General features: G+C 72.3%; 13 protein-coding genes. 10 read left to right on the forward strand and 3 right to left on the reverse strand.

Features of this window, described 5'->3' with window-relative positions; translation table 11 throughout:
• The first annotated feature begins 12 nt into the window (after positions 1–12).
• From OG440_RS21085 to OG440_RS21100, 4 genes are all read left to right on the forward strand, one after another.
• Complete coding sequence (locus tag OG440_RS21085; RefSeq protein ID WP_406008351.1) at positions 13–783, forward strand: SDR family NAD(P)-dependent oxidoreductase; 771 nt, start codon at positions 13–15, stop codon at positions 781–783.
• A 112-nt stretch (positions 784–895) separates the two neighbouring features.
• Positions 896–2,014 (forward strand): LLM class flavin-dependent oxidoreductase, encoded by a 1,119-nt coding sequence (locus OG440_RS21090; RefSeq protein ID WP_406008352.1) that lies wholly within the window; start codon positions 896–898, stop codon positions 2,012–2,014.
• 164 nt (positions 2,015–2,178) lie between these two features.
• The gene (locus OG440_RS21095) at positions 2,179–3,909 is read left to right on the forward strand and encodes an amidohydrolase family protein (protein WP_406008353.1); all 1,731 of its coding nucleotides are present in this window, start codon (positions 2,179–2,181) and stop codon (positions 3,907–3,909) included.
• Positions 3,906–5,396: an aldehyde dehydrogenase family protein gene (locus tag OG440_RS21100; RefSeq protein WP_406008354.1), complete on the forward strand. Its 1,491-nt coding sequence runs from the start codon at positions 3,906–3,908 to the stop codon at positions 5,394–5,396. The genes OG440_RS21095 and OG440_RS21100 overlap by 4 nt, the downstream gene beginning before the upstream one ends.
• A gap of 37 nt (positions 5,397–5,433) precedes the next feature.
• On the opposite strand, the gene OG440_RS21105 is transcribed toward OG440_RS21100, so the two are convergent.
• Entirely contained in the window at positions 5,434–5,829 is a 396-nt protein-coding gene (locus tag OG440_RS21105) for a nitroreductase/quinone reductase family protein (RefSeq protein WP_406008355.1), read from the reverse strand.
• An 82-nt stretch (positions 5,830–5,911) separates the two neighbouring features.
• Between OG440_RS21105 and OG440_RS21110 the strand changes: the two genes are divergently transcribed.
• Positions 5,912–6,754: an endonuclease/exonuclease/phosphatase family protein gene (locus OG440_RS21110; RefSeq protein WP_406008356.1), complete on the forward strand. Its 843-nt coding sequence runs from the start codon at positions 5,912–5,914 to the stop codon at positions 6,752–6,754.
• On the opposite strand, the gene OG440_RS21115 is transcribed toward OG440_RS21110, so the two are convergent.
• Positions 6,751–7,230, reverse strand: coding sequence for a nuclear transport factor 2 family protein (locus OG440_RS21115; RefSeq protein ID WP_406008357.1), 480 nt, complete (start codon positions 7,228–7,230; stop codon positions 6,751–6,753). The genes OG440_RS21110 and OG440_RS21115 overlap by 4 nt on opposite strands.
• Positions 7,231–7,490: 260 nt before the next feature.
• On the opposite strand from OG440_RS21115, the gene OG440_RS21120 reads away from it, so the two are divergent.
• The 5 genes from OG440_RS21120 to OG440_RS21140 all read left to right on the forward strand — a co-directional run bounded on the left by OG440_RS21120 (position 7,491) and on the right by OG440_RS21140 (position 13,806).
• Positions 7,491–8,258, forward strand: a complete 768-nt coding sequence (locus tag OG440_RS21120) for an ALF repeat-containing protein (protein ID WP_406008358.1) — start codon at positions 7,491–7,493, stop codon at positions 8,256–8,258.
• A 288-nt stretch (positions 8,259–8,546) separates the two neighbouring features.
• The gene (locus tag OG440_RS21125; protein ID WP_406008359.1) at positions 8,547–9,338 is read left to right on the forward strand and encodes a hypothetical protein; all 792 of its coding nucleotides are present in this window, start codon (positions 8,547–8,549) and stop codon (positions 9,336–9,338) included.
• A gap of 174 nt (positions 9,339–9,512) precedes the next feature.
• Positions 9,513–10,370, forward strand: coding sequence for an LLM class F420-dependent oxidoreductase (locus tag OG440_RS21130; protein WP_406008360.1), 858 nt, complete (start codon positions 9,513–9,515; stop codon positions 10,368–10,370).
• A gap of 76 nt (positions 10,371–10,446) precedes the next feature.
• A complete protein-coding gene (locus tag OG440_RS21135) occupies positions 10,447–13,062 on the forward strand; it encodes a bifunctional FO biosynthesis protein CofGH (RefSeq protein ID WP_406008361.1) in 2,616 nt (871 codons plus the stop codon).
• A 156-nt stretch (positions 13,063–13,218) separates the two neighbouring features.
• Positions 13,219–13,806, forward strand: coding sequence for a hypothetical protein (locus tag OG440_RS21140; protein WP_406008362.1), 588 nt, complete (start codon positions 13,219–13,221; stop codon positions 13,804–13,806).
• 33 nt (positions 13,807–13,839) lie between these two features.
• Here OG440_RS21140 and OG440_RS21145 read toward each other — a convergent pair whose 3' ends face one another.
• On the reverse strand, positions 13,840–14,367 hold the full coding sequence (locus tag OG440_RS21145; RefSeq protein WP_406008363.1) for a DUF2165 domain-containing protein: 528 nt from the start codon (positions 14,365–14,367) through the stop codon (positions 13,840–13,842).
• Between the last annotated feature and the right edge of the window lie 93 nt (positions 14,368–14,460).

Below are 14,460 nucleotides of genomic sequence, written 5' to 3' on the forward strand. Positions count from 1 at the left end.
AAGGGAGCCGGCATGGGCAAGCTCGACGGACGGGTGGTCCTCGTCACCGGATCGGCGCGTGGCCAGGGCGAGCAGGAGGCGCGGCTGTTCCGGCAGGAGGGCGCCGAGGTGGTCGTCGCCGACGTGCTCGACGAGCAGGGGAAGGCGCTCGCCGACGAGATCGGCGCGCTGTACGTCCACCTCGACGTGGGGGTGGAGGAGGAGTGGACCGCGGCGGTGCGGGAGGCCAAGCAGGCGTACGGCCATCTGGACGGGCTCGTCAACAACGCCGGCATCCTGCGGTTCAACGCCCTCGTCGACACCCCCCTCGACGAGTTCATGCAGGTCGTGCGGGTCAACCAGGTCGGCTGCTTCCTGGGCATCCGGACCGCCGCGCCGGAGCTGTCCGACGGCGGCACCATCGTCAACACCGCCTCCTACACCGGGCTCACCGGCATGGCGGCGGTCGGCGCCTACGCGGCGACCAAGCACGCCGTACTCGGCCTCACCCGGGTCGCCGCCCTGGAGCTGGCGCCCCGCCGTATCCGGGTCAACGCGGTCTGTCCCGGGGCGATCGACACCGCGATGTCCAACCCGTCCCGGCTGGAGCCGGACTCCGACCCCGAGGAGACGACCCGCGCCCTCGACTCCCTCTACCGCAAGCTCGTCCCCCTGGGCCGGATCGGCCGCGCGGACGAGGTGGCCCGGCTCGCCCTCTTCCTCACCTCGCGGGACTCGTCGTACATCACCGGGCAGCCGTTCGTGATCGACGGGGGATGGCTGGCGGGCGTTTCGGTCATCTGACCGTTCGTCGGCTATTGACCATCCGGGGGCCCGGTGCCACAGTCGGCGGCATCCGCTGAATCTGACGAACCGTCAGTTAATCGCGATCCAGGAACCGGGACGGTGAACCTCCGTGGAATTCGGGCTCTTTGTACAGGGATACGTGGGCAAGCGCGCCGAGACCGATCCGCTCGCCGAGCACAAGGCGCTGATGGAGGAGACCGAGTACGTCATCCAGGCGGACAAGTCCGGCTTCAAGTACGCCTGGGCGTCCGAGCACCATTTCCTGGAGGAGTACTCGCACCTCTCCGCCAACGACGTCTTCCTCGGCTACCTCGCCCACGCGACCGACCGCATCCACCTCGGCTCGGGCATCTTCAACCCGCTCGCCCAGGTCAACCACCCGGTGAAGGTCGCCGAGAAGGTCGCCATGCTCGACCATCTCACCGAGAACCGCTTCGAGTTCGGCAGCGGTCGCGGCGCCGGCTCGCACGAGATCCTCGGCTTCCTCCCCGGCATCACCGACATGAACTTCACGAAGGAGATCTGGGAGGAGACGATCGCCGAGTTCCCGAAGATGTGGCTCCAGGACGAGTACGTCGGCTTCCAGGGCAAGCACTGGCAGCTGCCGCCGCGCAAGATCCTGCCGAAGCCGCACGGGAAGTCGCACCCGGCGATGTGGTACGCGGCCGGCTCACCGCCCTCGTACGCGATGGCCGCCCGCAAGGGCCTCGGGGTGCTGGGCTTCAGCATCCAGAAGGTGTCCGACATGGAGTGGGCGCTGGAGCAGTACAAGACGGCCGTGGTGAACGCCGAGCCGATCGGCGACTTCGTCAACGACAACGTGATGGTGACGACGACGGCGATCTGCGCGCCGACACACGACGAGGCGATCCGGATCGCCGTCGAGGGCGGGCTGCACTATCTGCCCTCGCTGGTGTTCCGGTACCACGACACCTTCCCGCGGCCCGAGGGCTTCCCGGTCTGGCCGGAGACGCTGCCCGAGTACAACGCCGAGTTCGTCGAACTCCTCGTCGAGGAGGAGCTGCTGATCTGCGGCGACCCGGACGAGGTGACCCGGCAGTGCAAGCGGTGGGAGCAGGCGGGGGCCGACCAGCTGTCCTTCGGACTGCCGGTCGGCGTGCCGAAGGAGGAGACGCTCCAGACGATCCGGCTCATCGGTGAGCATGTGATCCCGAAGATCGACACGGACCCCGTCCACCGGACCACGCGGTTCCGCCAGGGCGCGTAGCCGCTGTAGCGGACTCGCGGGCGTCGCGTCGCCCTGAGGGGTGGGCGGTCCGGGCGACCGCGGGTCCGTCGTGGCCGGTCGCGCCCACGCGGCGCAGCCGCACATCGACACAGCCCCGCGCCCCTTCGGGGCGCCCACCGCATCGGAACCGAGAAGGAGCCCTCATGCTCGATCACGTCATCAAAGGCGCGACCGTCGTCGACGGGACCGGTGCGCCTGCTTTCACCGCCGACGTCGGTATCCGCGACGGGCGGATCGCCGTCGTCGGGTCGGTCACCGAGGAGGCGCGGACGACCGAGGACGCCCACGGCCTCGTCCTGACCCCCGGGTTCGTCGATCCGCACACCCACTACGACGCCCAGCTCTTCTGGGACCCGTACGCCACCCCGTCCCTGAACCACGGGGTGACCACGGTCGCGGCCGGGAACTGCGGGTTCACCCTCGCGCCGCTGAACCCGGACCGCCCCGAGGACGCCGACTACACGCGCCGGATGATGTCCAAGGTGGAGGGCATGTCCCTGGTCGCGCTGGAGGAGGGGGCGCCCTGGAGCTGGCACGGCTTCGGGGAGTACCTGGACGCGCTGGAGGGGCGGATCGCCGTCAACGCCGGATTCATGGTGGGGCACTGCGCGCTGCGCCGGTACGTGATGGGCGCGGACGCGGTGGGCGGGCAGCCCAGCGAGGAGCAGCTGGCCGAGATCGTCCGGCTGCTGCACGAGGCCATGGACGCGGGCGCGTGGGGCTTCTCCACCACACAGTCCTCGACCCACTCCGACGGGGACGGGCAGCCGGTCGCCTCCCGGCACGCCCGGCCGGAGGAGCTGCTCGCGCTGTCCCGGGCCGTCGGCGAACACGAGGGCACCCAGATCGAGGCCATCGTGGCGGGCTGCCTGGACCAGTTCAGCGACGCCGAGATCGATCTGTTCGTGGAGATGAGCGCGGCCGCCGGACGCCCTCTGAACTGGAACGTCCTCACCGTCGACGCGGCCGTTCCGGAACGCGTGCCCCGGCAGCTCATGGCGAGCGAACGGGCGCGGAAGGCCGGCGGCCGGGTCGTCGCGCTGACCATGCCGATCCTCACGCCGATGAACATGTCCCTGGGCACGTTCTGCGCGCTGAACCTGATCCCGGGGTGGGGGCCCGTCCTCGGCCTGCCGGTCCCGGAGCGGATCGAGCGGCTGCGGGACCCGGAGGTGCGGGCGGAGCTGCTGCGGCGGGCCAACTCCAAGGAGGCGGGCGTCTTCCGGCGGCTGGTGAACTTCGGGCGGTACGTCATCGGCGACACCTACAGCGCCGCCAACGAGGGCCTCACCGGGCGGGTCGTCCGCGACATCGCCGCCGAACGCGGCCTGGACCCCTTCGCCTGCCTGGTCGAGATCTGCGCCGCCGACGAACTGCGTACGGTCCTGTGGCCCATGCCGACGGACAACGACCCGGACTCCTGGGCCCTGCGCGCGGACACCTGGAGCCACGAGGACGTCCTGCTCGGCGGCTCCGACGCGGGCGCGCACCTGGACCGGATGTGCGGGGCGCCGTACACCACGCGCTTCCTCGGCGACTGTCTGCGCGGCCGCAAGCTGGCGGGCCTGGAACAGGCGGTGAAGATGCTGACGGACGACCCGGCGCGGCTCTTCGGCCTGAGGGAACGGGGCCGGATCCGGGAGGGCTGGCACGCGGACCTCGTCCTGTTCGATCCGGAGCGGATCGACGCGGGCAAGGCCACCCTGGTGCACGACCTGCCGGGCGACAGTCCGCGGCTGGACTCCAAGGCGATCGGCGTACGGGCGGTCTGGGTCAACGGCGTGGCGGCCATCCGGGACGACGTCGTGACGGGCGCCGTACCGGGCCGGGTGCTGCGCTCGGGCCGGGACACCAGGACGGTGAGCACCAGGTGACCGACGCGATCGACGACAGCGGCGGCGGCCACGGCGGCGGCGACGGGCAGAGACTGTTCGTCGGTGGCGCCTGGGTGGAGCCCGACGGCGGGCACTACGAGGTCGTCGACCCGGCGACCGAGGGGACCGTCGGTCTGGCTCCGGAGGCCTCCCGGGAGCAGGTGCGCGCCGCCTGCGCGGCGGCCCGGGAGGCTTTCGGGCCCTGGTCGCGCACCCCGCCCGAGGAAAGGGCCGCGATCCTCGCCCGGGCGGCCGACATCATGCGCGCCCGGCTGCTGCCGTACGCCGAGCTGGCCCAGGCGGAGACCGGCGCCACGATCGGGACCGCGCGCGGGATGCAGGTCGGGGTGGGGGTGGCCCGCTTCCGGCGCTACGCGCGCGTGGAGCCCGCCGAGTGGCCGATCCCGCCGCAGGTCAACGAGGCCGGGCCGATGGGGCGGGCGGGGGTGATGGGCGCCGTCGCCGTACGGCAGCCGGTCGGCGTCGTCACCTGCGTCACCTCCTACAACAACCCGTGGGCGAACCCGGCCGGAAAGGTCGCCCCCGCCCTCGCCATGGGCAACACCGTGGTCGTGAAACCGGCCCCGCAGGACCCCCTGTCCGTCTACCGGATGGCGGAGGCGCTGGAGGCGGCGGGTGTGCCGCGCGGGGTCGTGAACGTCGTCTCCGGACGTGCCGTCGGGATCGGCGAGACGGCGGTGTCGTCGCCGGACGTCGACATGGTGAGCTTCACCGGCTCGACGGTCGTCGGGCAGCGCATCGCCGAGGTGTGCGGCCGGGACATGCGACGCCAGCTGATGGAACTGGGCGGAAAGGGCGCGGCGGTCGTCCTCGACGACGCGGACCTCGCCTCGGCGGTGGCCGGCATCGGCACCACCTTCTCCTTCTACAGCGGCCAGATCTGCACCGCCCCGACGCGGGTCCTTGCGCAGCGCCCGGTCTACGACCGCCTGGTGGAGCAACTCGCCGCGTACGCGGGCCGCTTGACCGTGGGCGATCCCCGGGCGCGGGACACGGTGGTCGGCCCGGTGATCTCGGCCGCCCACCGGGACCGGGTCGAGGCGTACGTCGAACTCGGCCGCAAGGAAGGCGCGGTGGTCGTCGCGGGCGGCGAACGCCCGCCCCTGGAGCGGGGCTTCTACGTCGCCCCCACGCTCCTCGCCGACTGCACGAACGACATGCGGGTGGCGCGCGAGGAGATCTTCGGCCCGGTGGTCACGGTCGTCCCCTTCGACGAGGAGGAAGAGGGCATCGCCCTGGCCAACGACAGCGACTACGGCCTGATCGACTACGTCTGGTCGGCCGATGTGGCCCGCGCCTTCCGGGTGGCGAGGCAGCTGCGGGCCGGCGGCGTGGGGATCAACACCGTGGGCCGCAACATGGAGGCCCCGTTCGGCGGCTTCAAGCGCAGCGGCGTCGGCCGGGACGTCGGCTCGTACGCGCTGCACGCGTACAGCGAGGTGCAGTCGATCGTCTGGCCGGGCTAGGCCTGCCCGGCCAGTCCTGCCGAGCGTAGGACGGACGTCAGTCCGTCAGGTCCACCCGCACGGTGAGCAGTCCCGTCCCCAGAGCCCGAACCGCCGCGCTGTTGCCCTTGGGCAGGGTGCGCAGGCGCGCCACCGGGTCGTCGTCGGGCATCAGGTGGGCCGTACCGGAGTGCCACCGGCCGCCCACACGGACCCGCACCCGCGGATCGGCCCGGATGTTGCGGACGTACTGCGACCGCTCCCCGAACTCCGAGACCAGCCAGAACGTGTCGCCGACCCGGCGGCCGCCCAGCGGGGTGCGCCGGGGCAGGCCGGAGACCCGGCCGGTGGTCTCCAGGAGGGTGTGGAACGGCAGACGGCGCATGAGCGGGTTCGCGACGTACCGCTGGACGGCGGTGGTCGCGCGGAAACGGAGGTCGCTGGAACGGGCCATGATCCGGGGGCTCCTTCGCGCACGGGTTTGTTGCTTCAATGGTCCCCGACGCCGTCGGCGTGACGAGAGCGGGTGGCTGCACGTGCGAGTGGTGACCTGGAACCTGTGGTGGCGGTTCGGCCCGTGGCGGGAACGTCAGAAGGCCGTCCTGGCCGTCCTGCGCGAGCTGGACCCCGACGTGGTCGGCCTCCAGGAGGTGTGGGCGGCCGGCGCAGAAAACCTCGCCGAGTGGCTGGCCGACGAACTCGGCCTGTACTGCGCCTGGGCCCCCTCACCGGCCCCCGAACGCTGGCGCCGGCGGATCGCCGACCCCGACGCCGGCTCGGTCGACATCGGCAACGCCGTCCTGAGCCGCTGGCCGGTGGTGGAACGGGAGACGCTGCTGCTGCCCGCGCCCCCCGACCTGGCCGACGGCCGCGCGGCCCTCTACGCGCGCGTGGCCGCCCCCTCCTTCGACATCCCGTTCTTCACCACCCACCTCACCTCGGCCGCGCACGCCTCGGCCGTGCGCCGCGCCCAGGTCACCGCCCTCGCGGAACTCGTCGCCCGGCACCGCCACGGCACGCCGTTCCCGCCCGTCGTCACGGGTGACCTCAACGCCCGGCCGGACTCCGACGAGGTGCGCCTCCTCGGCGGGACGAGGACCGCGCCGGCCGTCCCCGGCCAGGTCCTCCTCGACGCCTGGGACTACGCCGACCCGACCGCCCCCGGCGCCACCTGGCTCCCCGAGAACCCCTACGCGGCCCGCCTGCTGGAACCCGCCGCCCGCATCGACTACATCCACGTGGGTCCACCCGGCCCGATCGGCGAGGGCCACGTCCGGCACGTCGGCCGGGCGGGCCTCGGCCCCGTCGACGGCGTCTGGCCCTCGGACCACGCGGCGGTGGTAGCGGACCTGGCGGAGGAGGAGACGGCGATCGTCTAAAACGTCGTGCGGTCCGGCTCCGAACCGAACGCCCGGGCGACGGCGAGGCTGTCCTCGTACACGTGGTGCCGGGTGACGAGACCGTCCTCGACCGTGAGGTGCAGCGCGAACCGGGCGCGATAGGCCCGCCCGGTGGAGCGGGCGGTCTGACGGATCTCGCCGAGCACGACCGCGTCCTCGCCGTCGACGAGGACGCGCTCGATCTCGGTGGCCGCCTGCCCGGGCACGTGGTGTTCGGCGAGCTCGCGGTAGTGGTCGGCCACGTCGGCACGGGTGGCCCGCCGACGGATCCACGGGGTGGCACTCCGGGCCCGCCCGTGCTCGGCCTGAGGCCAGTCCAGCTTCCAGTCGCTCCGCTCGGCGTACAACGCCGCGATGTGCTCGGGGTCCCCTTCGCCGATCCGGCGCAGCAGTTCCCCGACCACGGCGCGAGGAGTGAGGGGCGTGGCCGACGTGGCCGGCGTGGCTGAGGACACGGTGGATCCCTTCCCTGCACAAGCCGCGTCCCACTGACGCGACGAGGCTGCCATCATCACCGGCCGGGACGGCTCGAAGCGATTACCTCCGACGTAACCACTGTCCCCGCAAGGGGAGTTGCGCTGCCCGGCGAGCGGTCCGCCGGGTGCGGGTACGGCAACGAAAACCGGCAAGGAGTGCCGACATCCGGCAATGACATCGATGGCGCGGAGCGGCGAGGATCTTCGTACCGACCGCCCGACCACGGAGGCACCCACCCATGAGCCCCATGAACTCCCCGAGACGGCACCGCGCCGCCCTGCTCGTCACCGCCACCGCCCTGACCCCGGCCCTCCTCCTCACCACCCCGGCGTTCGCCACCAACACAGCGGCGACGGTCCCGGCGACCAGCACGACGGCGTCGGTGGTGACGACCGATACGCCGGTGGACGAGATGTCCGACGAGGAGCTGCGTATCGCGATCGCGCGCATCCTGGCGGACGACGACTCCGGCACTCGTGTCCTCCGCGAGGCGAGCGCGGCCCTCGACGGCACGGCGCAGGACATGCGCACCTTCCTGAAGACCGGCTACCGCCTCGCCCAGGCCGAGGACGACGCCGTCGCCATCGGCCGCATTCTGGCGGACAAGTCCTCCGGCAAGGGGGTCGTCCGGGAGGCCAACAAGGCCCTGGACGCGGGTACCCCGGAGGCCCTGCGCGCCTTCCTGGAGACCGGCTACCGCCTCGCCCGGGCCGAGGACGACGCCGTCGCCATCGGCCGCATTCTGGCGGACAAGTCCTCCGGCAAGGGGGTCGTCCGGGAGGCCAACAAGGCCTTGGACGCGGGTACCCCGGAGGCCCTGCGCGCCTTCCTGGAGACCGGCTACCGCCTGGCCCGGGCCGAGGACGACCGTGTCGCCGTGGCCCGCATCCTGGCCGACCCGAAGACCAGCGCCGCCGTGCGCGCGGCCGCCGAGAAGGTCATCGACGGAACGCCGGAGCAACTGCGCTACTTCCTGGAGTTCGGACAGTACGAGGTGGCCGGCTGACCCCTGCCCGCCGGGCGGGCACCACCCTCCCGGCGGCCAGGACCGACACGGCGAGCCGATGACCGACGCCGACGCGTCCCCGACCTCCGTCGGCCGGGAAGGGCGTTCATCCAGAAGCCCGCGGGAAGGGGCGGCGGTCGGTGGGCAGGGAGATGTCACGAGTCGATGCGAACGGGGAGGGGTCGTGCTTCGGTTCGGCCCGTTGGGAAGCTCCGACGAGTGGACTGATCCGCCGAGTTCCCGTCGTCGTCCCCGCGTCGGCGGCCCCCGTCCGAGAGGGAGCCCGCTGTGAGTCAACTCGACCTGTTCGCGGCCGTGTCGGCGGTCGTCTGTGGGGTGTACGCCGTGCTCGGGGTGATGTGGTGGATGACGGACCGGGCCGACCGGGCCGTCGTCGCGGGTCTGGACGGAGTGGACGTCGACCCGTACCACGCGGCCGCCACGGTCGACGGTCTCCACGGCGCGGACCGTGCCGGGGCCGCCGAACTGCTGCGGGCCGGCCTGATCCGGATCGAGGAGGACGGGCAGGCGGTGGTCACCAGCAGGGGCGCCGATCCCGCCCTGACACCGGAGCACCCGGTACCGGCCGCCGTGCTGGCCACCTTGCGTGGCCGGGCCGGGCCGTGGCCGCTGAACCTGCTGTGCGGGGACTCCGGACACCGTGCGCGGCGCGACCCCTTCCTGCGGGCCGAGGACGCCAGGTGGCCGCGTTGGTCCGAGCATGCCGAGGACCGCCTCCAGATCGCCGCGATCCTGACCGCCGCACTGTTCGCGGGCTGGTGCGCCGCCCAACTCATGTACGTGATCGGGGCGTTCTCCGGGTCCGCCGTCGAGGTCGTGGTCGCCCTGTTCCTGGTGCTGCTGGTGTGGGCGGTGTTCGCGCTGGTCCTGCACGTGGTGGTGATGATCGTGTGGCCGGAACGCCGGGACCGGTTCGCGCAGTACTGCCGCGGTCTGCCGCCGCACCCGGCCGAGGCCGCCCTCGACGCCGGGCAGCGAAGACAGCTCGACCGGGCCATGGCCTACAGGGCTCCGACGGAGCCGGACAGGTGGCCGCTCGACACCCCCGGCGCGTTCTGAGCCCGTGTCGAAGCAGACGTCGATGCCGGCAGCCGATCCCCATGTCGATGTCGAGGCCGAATCGACGTCGATGCCGACCAGTCGGTATGGACAGGCGATCGTTCCGCCGGTAGAGATGAGGGCGTCACCCGCGACGACGCCGTCGACAGAGCCGTACGCAGCGAAAGGCCCCCCATGCGCATCGCCGTCACGATCTTCCTCACCGACGAGACGATCACCCCCACCCGCCTCGCCCGTGAGCTGGAGCAGCGCGGCTTCGCCGGGCTCTATCTGCCCGAGCACACGCACATCCCCGTCGAGCGCACCAGCCCCTACCCCGCGGGCGGCGACCTGCCCCGCGAGTACGGCCGCACCCTCGACCCCTTCGTCGCCCTCGGCCAGGCGGCGGCGGTGACCGAGACGCTGGGCCTCGGCACCGGCATCACGCTCGTCGCCCAGCACGACCCGATCGACCTCGCCAAGCAGATCGCCACCGTCGACCACCTGTCGGGCGGCCGGCTCACCCTCGGGCTCGGCTACGGCTGGAACGTGGAGGAGGCCGCCGACCACGGCGTCGAATGGCGTACCCGCCGTGAGCTGGTCCGGGACCGGATGCGGCTGATGCAGGCCCTGTGGGCGGAGGAACCGACGGCGTACGAGGGCGAGTTCGGCAGCGTCCGCGCCAGCACGGCCTACCCCAAGCCGGTGCAGAAGCCGCGCGGCCCGGTCACCGGCCCCCGCACCCTCGTCGGCGGCTCCGCCGGGCCGAAGCTGTTCTCACACATCAGCGAGTACGCCGACGGGTGGCTGCCGATCGGCGGCCGCGGCCTCTCCGAGGCGCTCCCCGTGCTGCGCTCGGCGTGGGCGGACGCGGGCCGCGAACCGGACGCCCTCCAGGTCGTGCCGTACGCCGTCCACCCGTCCCCCGGCAAGCTCGCGTACTACGCCGAGCTGGGCATCGAGGAGGTCGTGGTGCAGCTGCCGCCGGTGGGGGAGGCGGAGGCGCTGAGCCTGCTCGACGGGTACGGCGAGTACGTGACCGCGCGCCGGTGACACCGTGCGACGACCGGCCGTGGGGACGGTTCGGGCTCTCCGCCGGGCCTGATCAGTGCGAACGTATGCTCAGTGGATGACGACTTCCGAGAGCTCCGGAACCGGCCACGGCCCGAAGCCCGGCCCGACCCCCGGCCCCACCGAGAACTCCATGCGTCGCGCGCTCAAACGGGCTCGGGACGGCGTCGCCCTGGACGTCGGCGAGGCGGCCGTGCTGCTCCAGGCGCGCGGCGCGGCGCTGGAGGAGCTCACCGCCTCCGCCGCCCGGGTGCGGGACGCCGGCCTGGAGACGGCCGGCCGTCCCGGTGTCATCACGTACTCGAAGAGCGTCTTCATCCCGCTCACCCGGCTGTGCCGTGACAAGTGCCACTACTGCACCTTCGTCACCGTGCCCGGCAAGCTGCGCCGGGCCGGACACGGGATGTTCATGTCGCCGGACGAGGTGCTCGACATCGCCCGGCGCGGTGCCGCCCTCGGCTGCAAGGAAGCCCTCATCACCCTCGGCGACAAGCCGGAGGAGCGGTGGCCCGAGGCCAGGGAATGGCTCGACGCGCACGGCTACGACGACACCATCGCCTACGTCCGCGCCATCTCCATCCGCATCCTGGAGGAGACCGGGCTGCTGCCGCACCTCAACCCGGGTGTCATGTCGTGGACCGACTTCCAGCGGCTGAAGCCCGTCGCGCCCAGCATGGGCATGATGCTGGAGACGACCGCGACCCGGCTGTGGTCCGAGCCCGGCGGCCCCCACCACGGTTCCCCGGACAAGGAGCCCGCCGTCCGGCTCCGCGTCCTGGAGGACGCCGGCCGCTCCTCGGTGCCGTTCACCTCCGGGATCCTGATCGGCATCGGCGAGACGTACGAGGAGCGCGCCGAGTCGCTGTTCGCGCTCCGCAAGATCTCCCGCGCCTACCACGGCATCCAGGAGCTGATCATCCAGAACTTCCGCGCCAAGCCGGACACGGCGATGCGCGGCATGCCGGACGCGGAACTCGACGAACTGGTCGCGACGGTGGCCGTGGCCCGCCACATCATGGGCCCGGCCGCCTGCCTCCAGGCCCCGCCCAACCTCGTCGACAGCGAGTACGAGCGGCTGATCGGGGCCGGGATCGACGACTGGGGCGGGGTGTCCCCGCTCACCATCGACCACGTCAACCCCGAGCGTCCCTGGCCGCAGATCGACGAGCTCGCCGAGAAGTCGGCGACGGCCGGCTTCGAGCTGCGGGAACGCCTGTGCGTGTACCCGGAGTTCGTCGGGCGCGGCGAGCCGTGGCTGGACCCGCGGCTGCTGCCGCACGTCCGCGCGCTGGCCGACCCGGAGACGGGACTGGCGGTGCCGGACGCGGTCGTCGAGGGACACCCCTGGCAGGAGCCGGAGGAGGTGTTCGTGCCGTCCGGCCGCACCGATCTGCACCGCACCATCGACACCGACGGCCGGACCTCCGACCGCCGCGACGACTTCGACGAGGTGTACGGCGACTGGGGCGCCCTGCGCGAGGCGGCCGCCCCCGGCATGGTGCCGCAGCGCATCGACACCGACGTACGCCAGGCCCTCGCGACGGCCGCCGACGACCCGACGAAGCTCACCGACGACGAGGCCCTCGCCCTGCTCCACGCGGACGGCCCGGCCCTCGACGCCCTGACCCGCGTCGCGGACGACGTGCGCCGCTCGGCCGTCGGCGACGACGTCACGTACATCGTCACGCGGAACATCAACTTCACCAACGTCTGCTACACCGGCTGCCGTTTCTGCGCCTTCGCGCAGCGCCGCACCGACGCCGACGCGTACACGCTCTCCCTCGACCAGGTGGCCGACCGCGCCCAACAGGCCTGGGACCTGGGCGCGGTGGAGGTCTGCATGCAGGGCGGCATCCACCCGGACCTGCCCGGCACCGCCTACTTCGACATCGCGAAGGCGGTGAAGGAACGGGTCCCCGGCATGCATGTGCACGCCTTCTCGCCGATGGAGGTCGTGAACGGCGCGACCCGCACCGGCCTGTCGATCCGCGAGTGGCTCACGGCGGCGAAGGAGGCCGGGCTCGACTCCATCCCCGGCACGGCGGCCGAGATCCTGGACGACGAGGTCCGCTGGGTACTGACCAAGGGCAAGTTGCCGACGGCGACCTGGATCGAGGTCGTCACGACGGCGCACGAGGTCGGGATCCGGTCGTCCTCGACGATGATGTACGGCCATGTCGACCAGCCCCGGCACTGGCTGGGCCACCTGCGGACCCTGGCCGGGATCCAGCAGCGGACCGGCGGCTTCACGGAGTTCGTCACGCTCCCCTTCATCCACACGAACGCGCCGGTGTACCTGGCGGGCATCTCCCGCCCCGGCCCGACCATGCGGGACAACCGGGCGGTGACGGCGATGGCCCGGCTGCTGCTGCACCCGCACATCCCCAACATCCAGACCAGCTGGGTGAAGCTGGGCTCGGAGGGGGCCGCGGAGATGCTCCGCTCGGGCGCCAACGACCTGGGCGGGACGCTGATGGAGGAGACGATCTCGCGGATGGCGGGCTCGTCGTACGGCTCCTACAAGTCCGTCAAGGATTTGATCGCGGTCGCGGACGCGGCGGGCCGCGCGGCGAGGCCCCGGACGACGCTGTACGGCGAGGTGCCGGAGGAGCGGCAGCGGGCGGCCACGGCGTCGGACGGACACCTGCCGGAACTGCTGCCGGTACTGGACTGAGCTGACCGGGCTGACCGAGCCACCGCCGAGGGCCACCGAGGGCCACCGAGGGATCGCTGAGGGGCCACCGAGGCACCACGGTGGGACTGCGGGGCGGGCCCCTCGCAGTACGATGATCGGGCCCCGACCGGAGGGGTCCCGTAGCTGAGGAGATGCGTGCCCGTGCCTGCCCGACGGCTTCCCTCCTGGGTCTGGGTCACCGGCCTGACGGCCGGCGCGATCGCCGGGGTCGTCTTCCTGACGACACAGGCCGAGCGGGGCCCGCACCCGACGGCGTCGGCGGCGAACCGCCCGAGCGCCTCGGCGTCGGCGGGCGCGCGGCCCTCGGCCTCGCCGAAACCGTCGGCCACGCCCAAGACGGCCGAGGTGCCCGGCAGTTCGGGCACCGGTCGGCGGATCGTCTACTCGCTGGGGCAGCACCGGGTCTGGCTTGTCGACGCCGACGACACGGCCCGCCGCACCTTCACGGTCTGGCCCGGCACGGTGAACCCGGCCGTCGGCAGCTTCACGGTGTCGCTCCGCAAGGACGCCACCACGGGCTCCGACGGCGTGGCGATCGAGCACATCGTCTACTTCTCCGCCACCTCGGGCGTCAACATCGCCTTCTCCAACGCCGTCGACGGGTCCTCCCCGCCCCCGGCCGCCGCCGGCACGCAGACCGGCGGCATCCGGATGGCCAAGGCGGACGGGACGGCGCTGTGGGCGTTCGGCGAGACGGGAACGAAGGTCAGGGTCGTCGAATAGGCCGTGGGCGACCGGGTTCCGTGCGCCCGGACGTCACGCCCCCGCGTCGTCCCCCGCCCGCCCGGGCGGCAGCTGGTTGACGATCAGCACCACCCCGCCGAACAGAAACGCCCGGGTCGCCGCGTCCAGCCCGTTCCAGGTGTCCGACTGCCACATCGCGAACCACTCCCCGCCGATCGCGATGAACCCGGCGCCGAACAGCAGCATCAGCATGACCAGGCCGTACGTCGACAGCGCCCGACCGCGTATGTGGTCCCGCCGCGCCCAGAACCACGTTCCGGCGGCCAGTACCACTCCCGCGACGGTCTCCCACGCGATGATCACGACATAGGCGGCGTCCTGGAGCCCCTTGCTCGTCACCGCCCGCCACATCACGTCGTCGTCCTTGAACGTCGTGTCCATCGCCAGCACATGACGCACGAACTGCTGGTTCGTGCCGAAGTCGGTGATGTTCCCGAAGGCGACCAGAAGCATGTAGAGCGCGACCGTCCCGGTGAGGAGGGTGGCGGTGAGTGGAAGCACGCGTGACGCGTGGGGGATACGTGTGGTGGGGGTGGTCATGCCGGTGTCCTTACCCCACCAGGTCTTCATCACCCCTCCACCGGACAGCCCGGGCCCGGGGCCGGAACGGAGCGCTGTTCGATTACAGTGACG

The sequence above is a fragment of the Streptomyces sp. NBC_00637 genome (genome assembly GCF_045161545.1).
GTDB lineage: Bacteria > Actinomycetota > Actinomycetes > Streptomycetales > Streptomycetaceae > Streptomyces.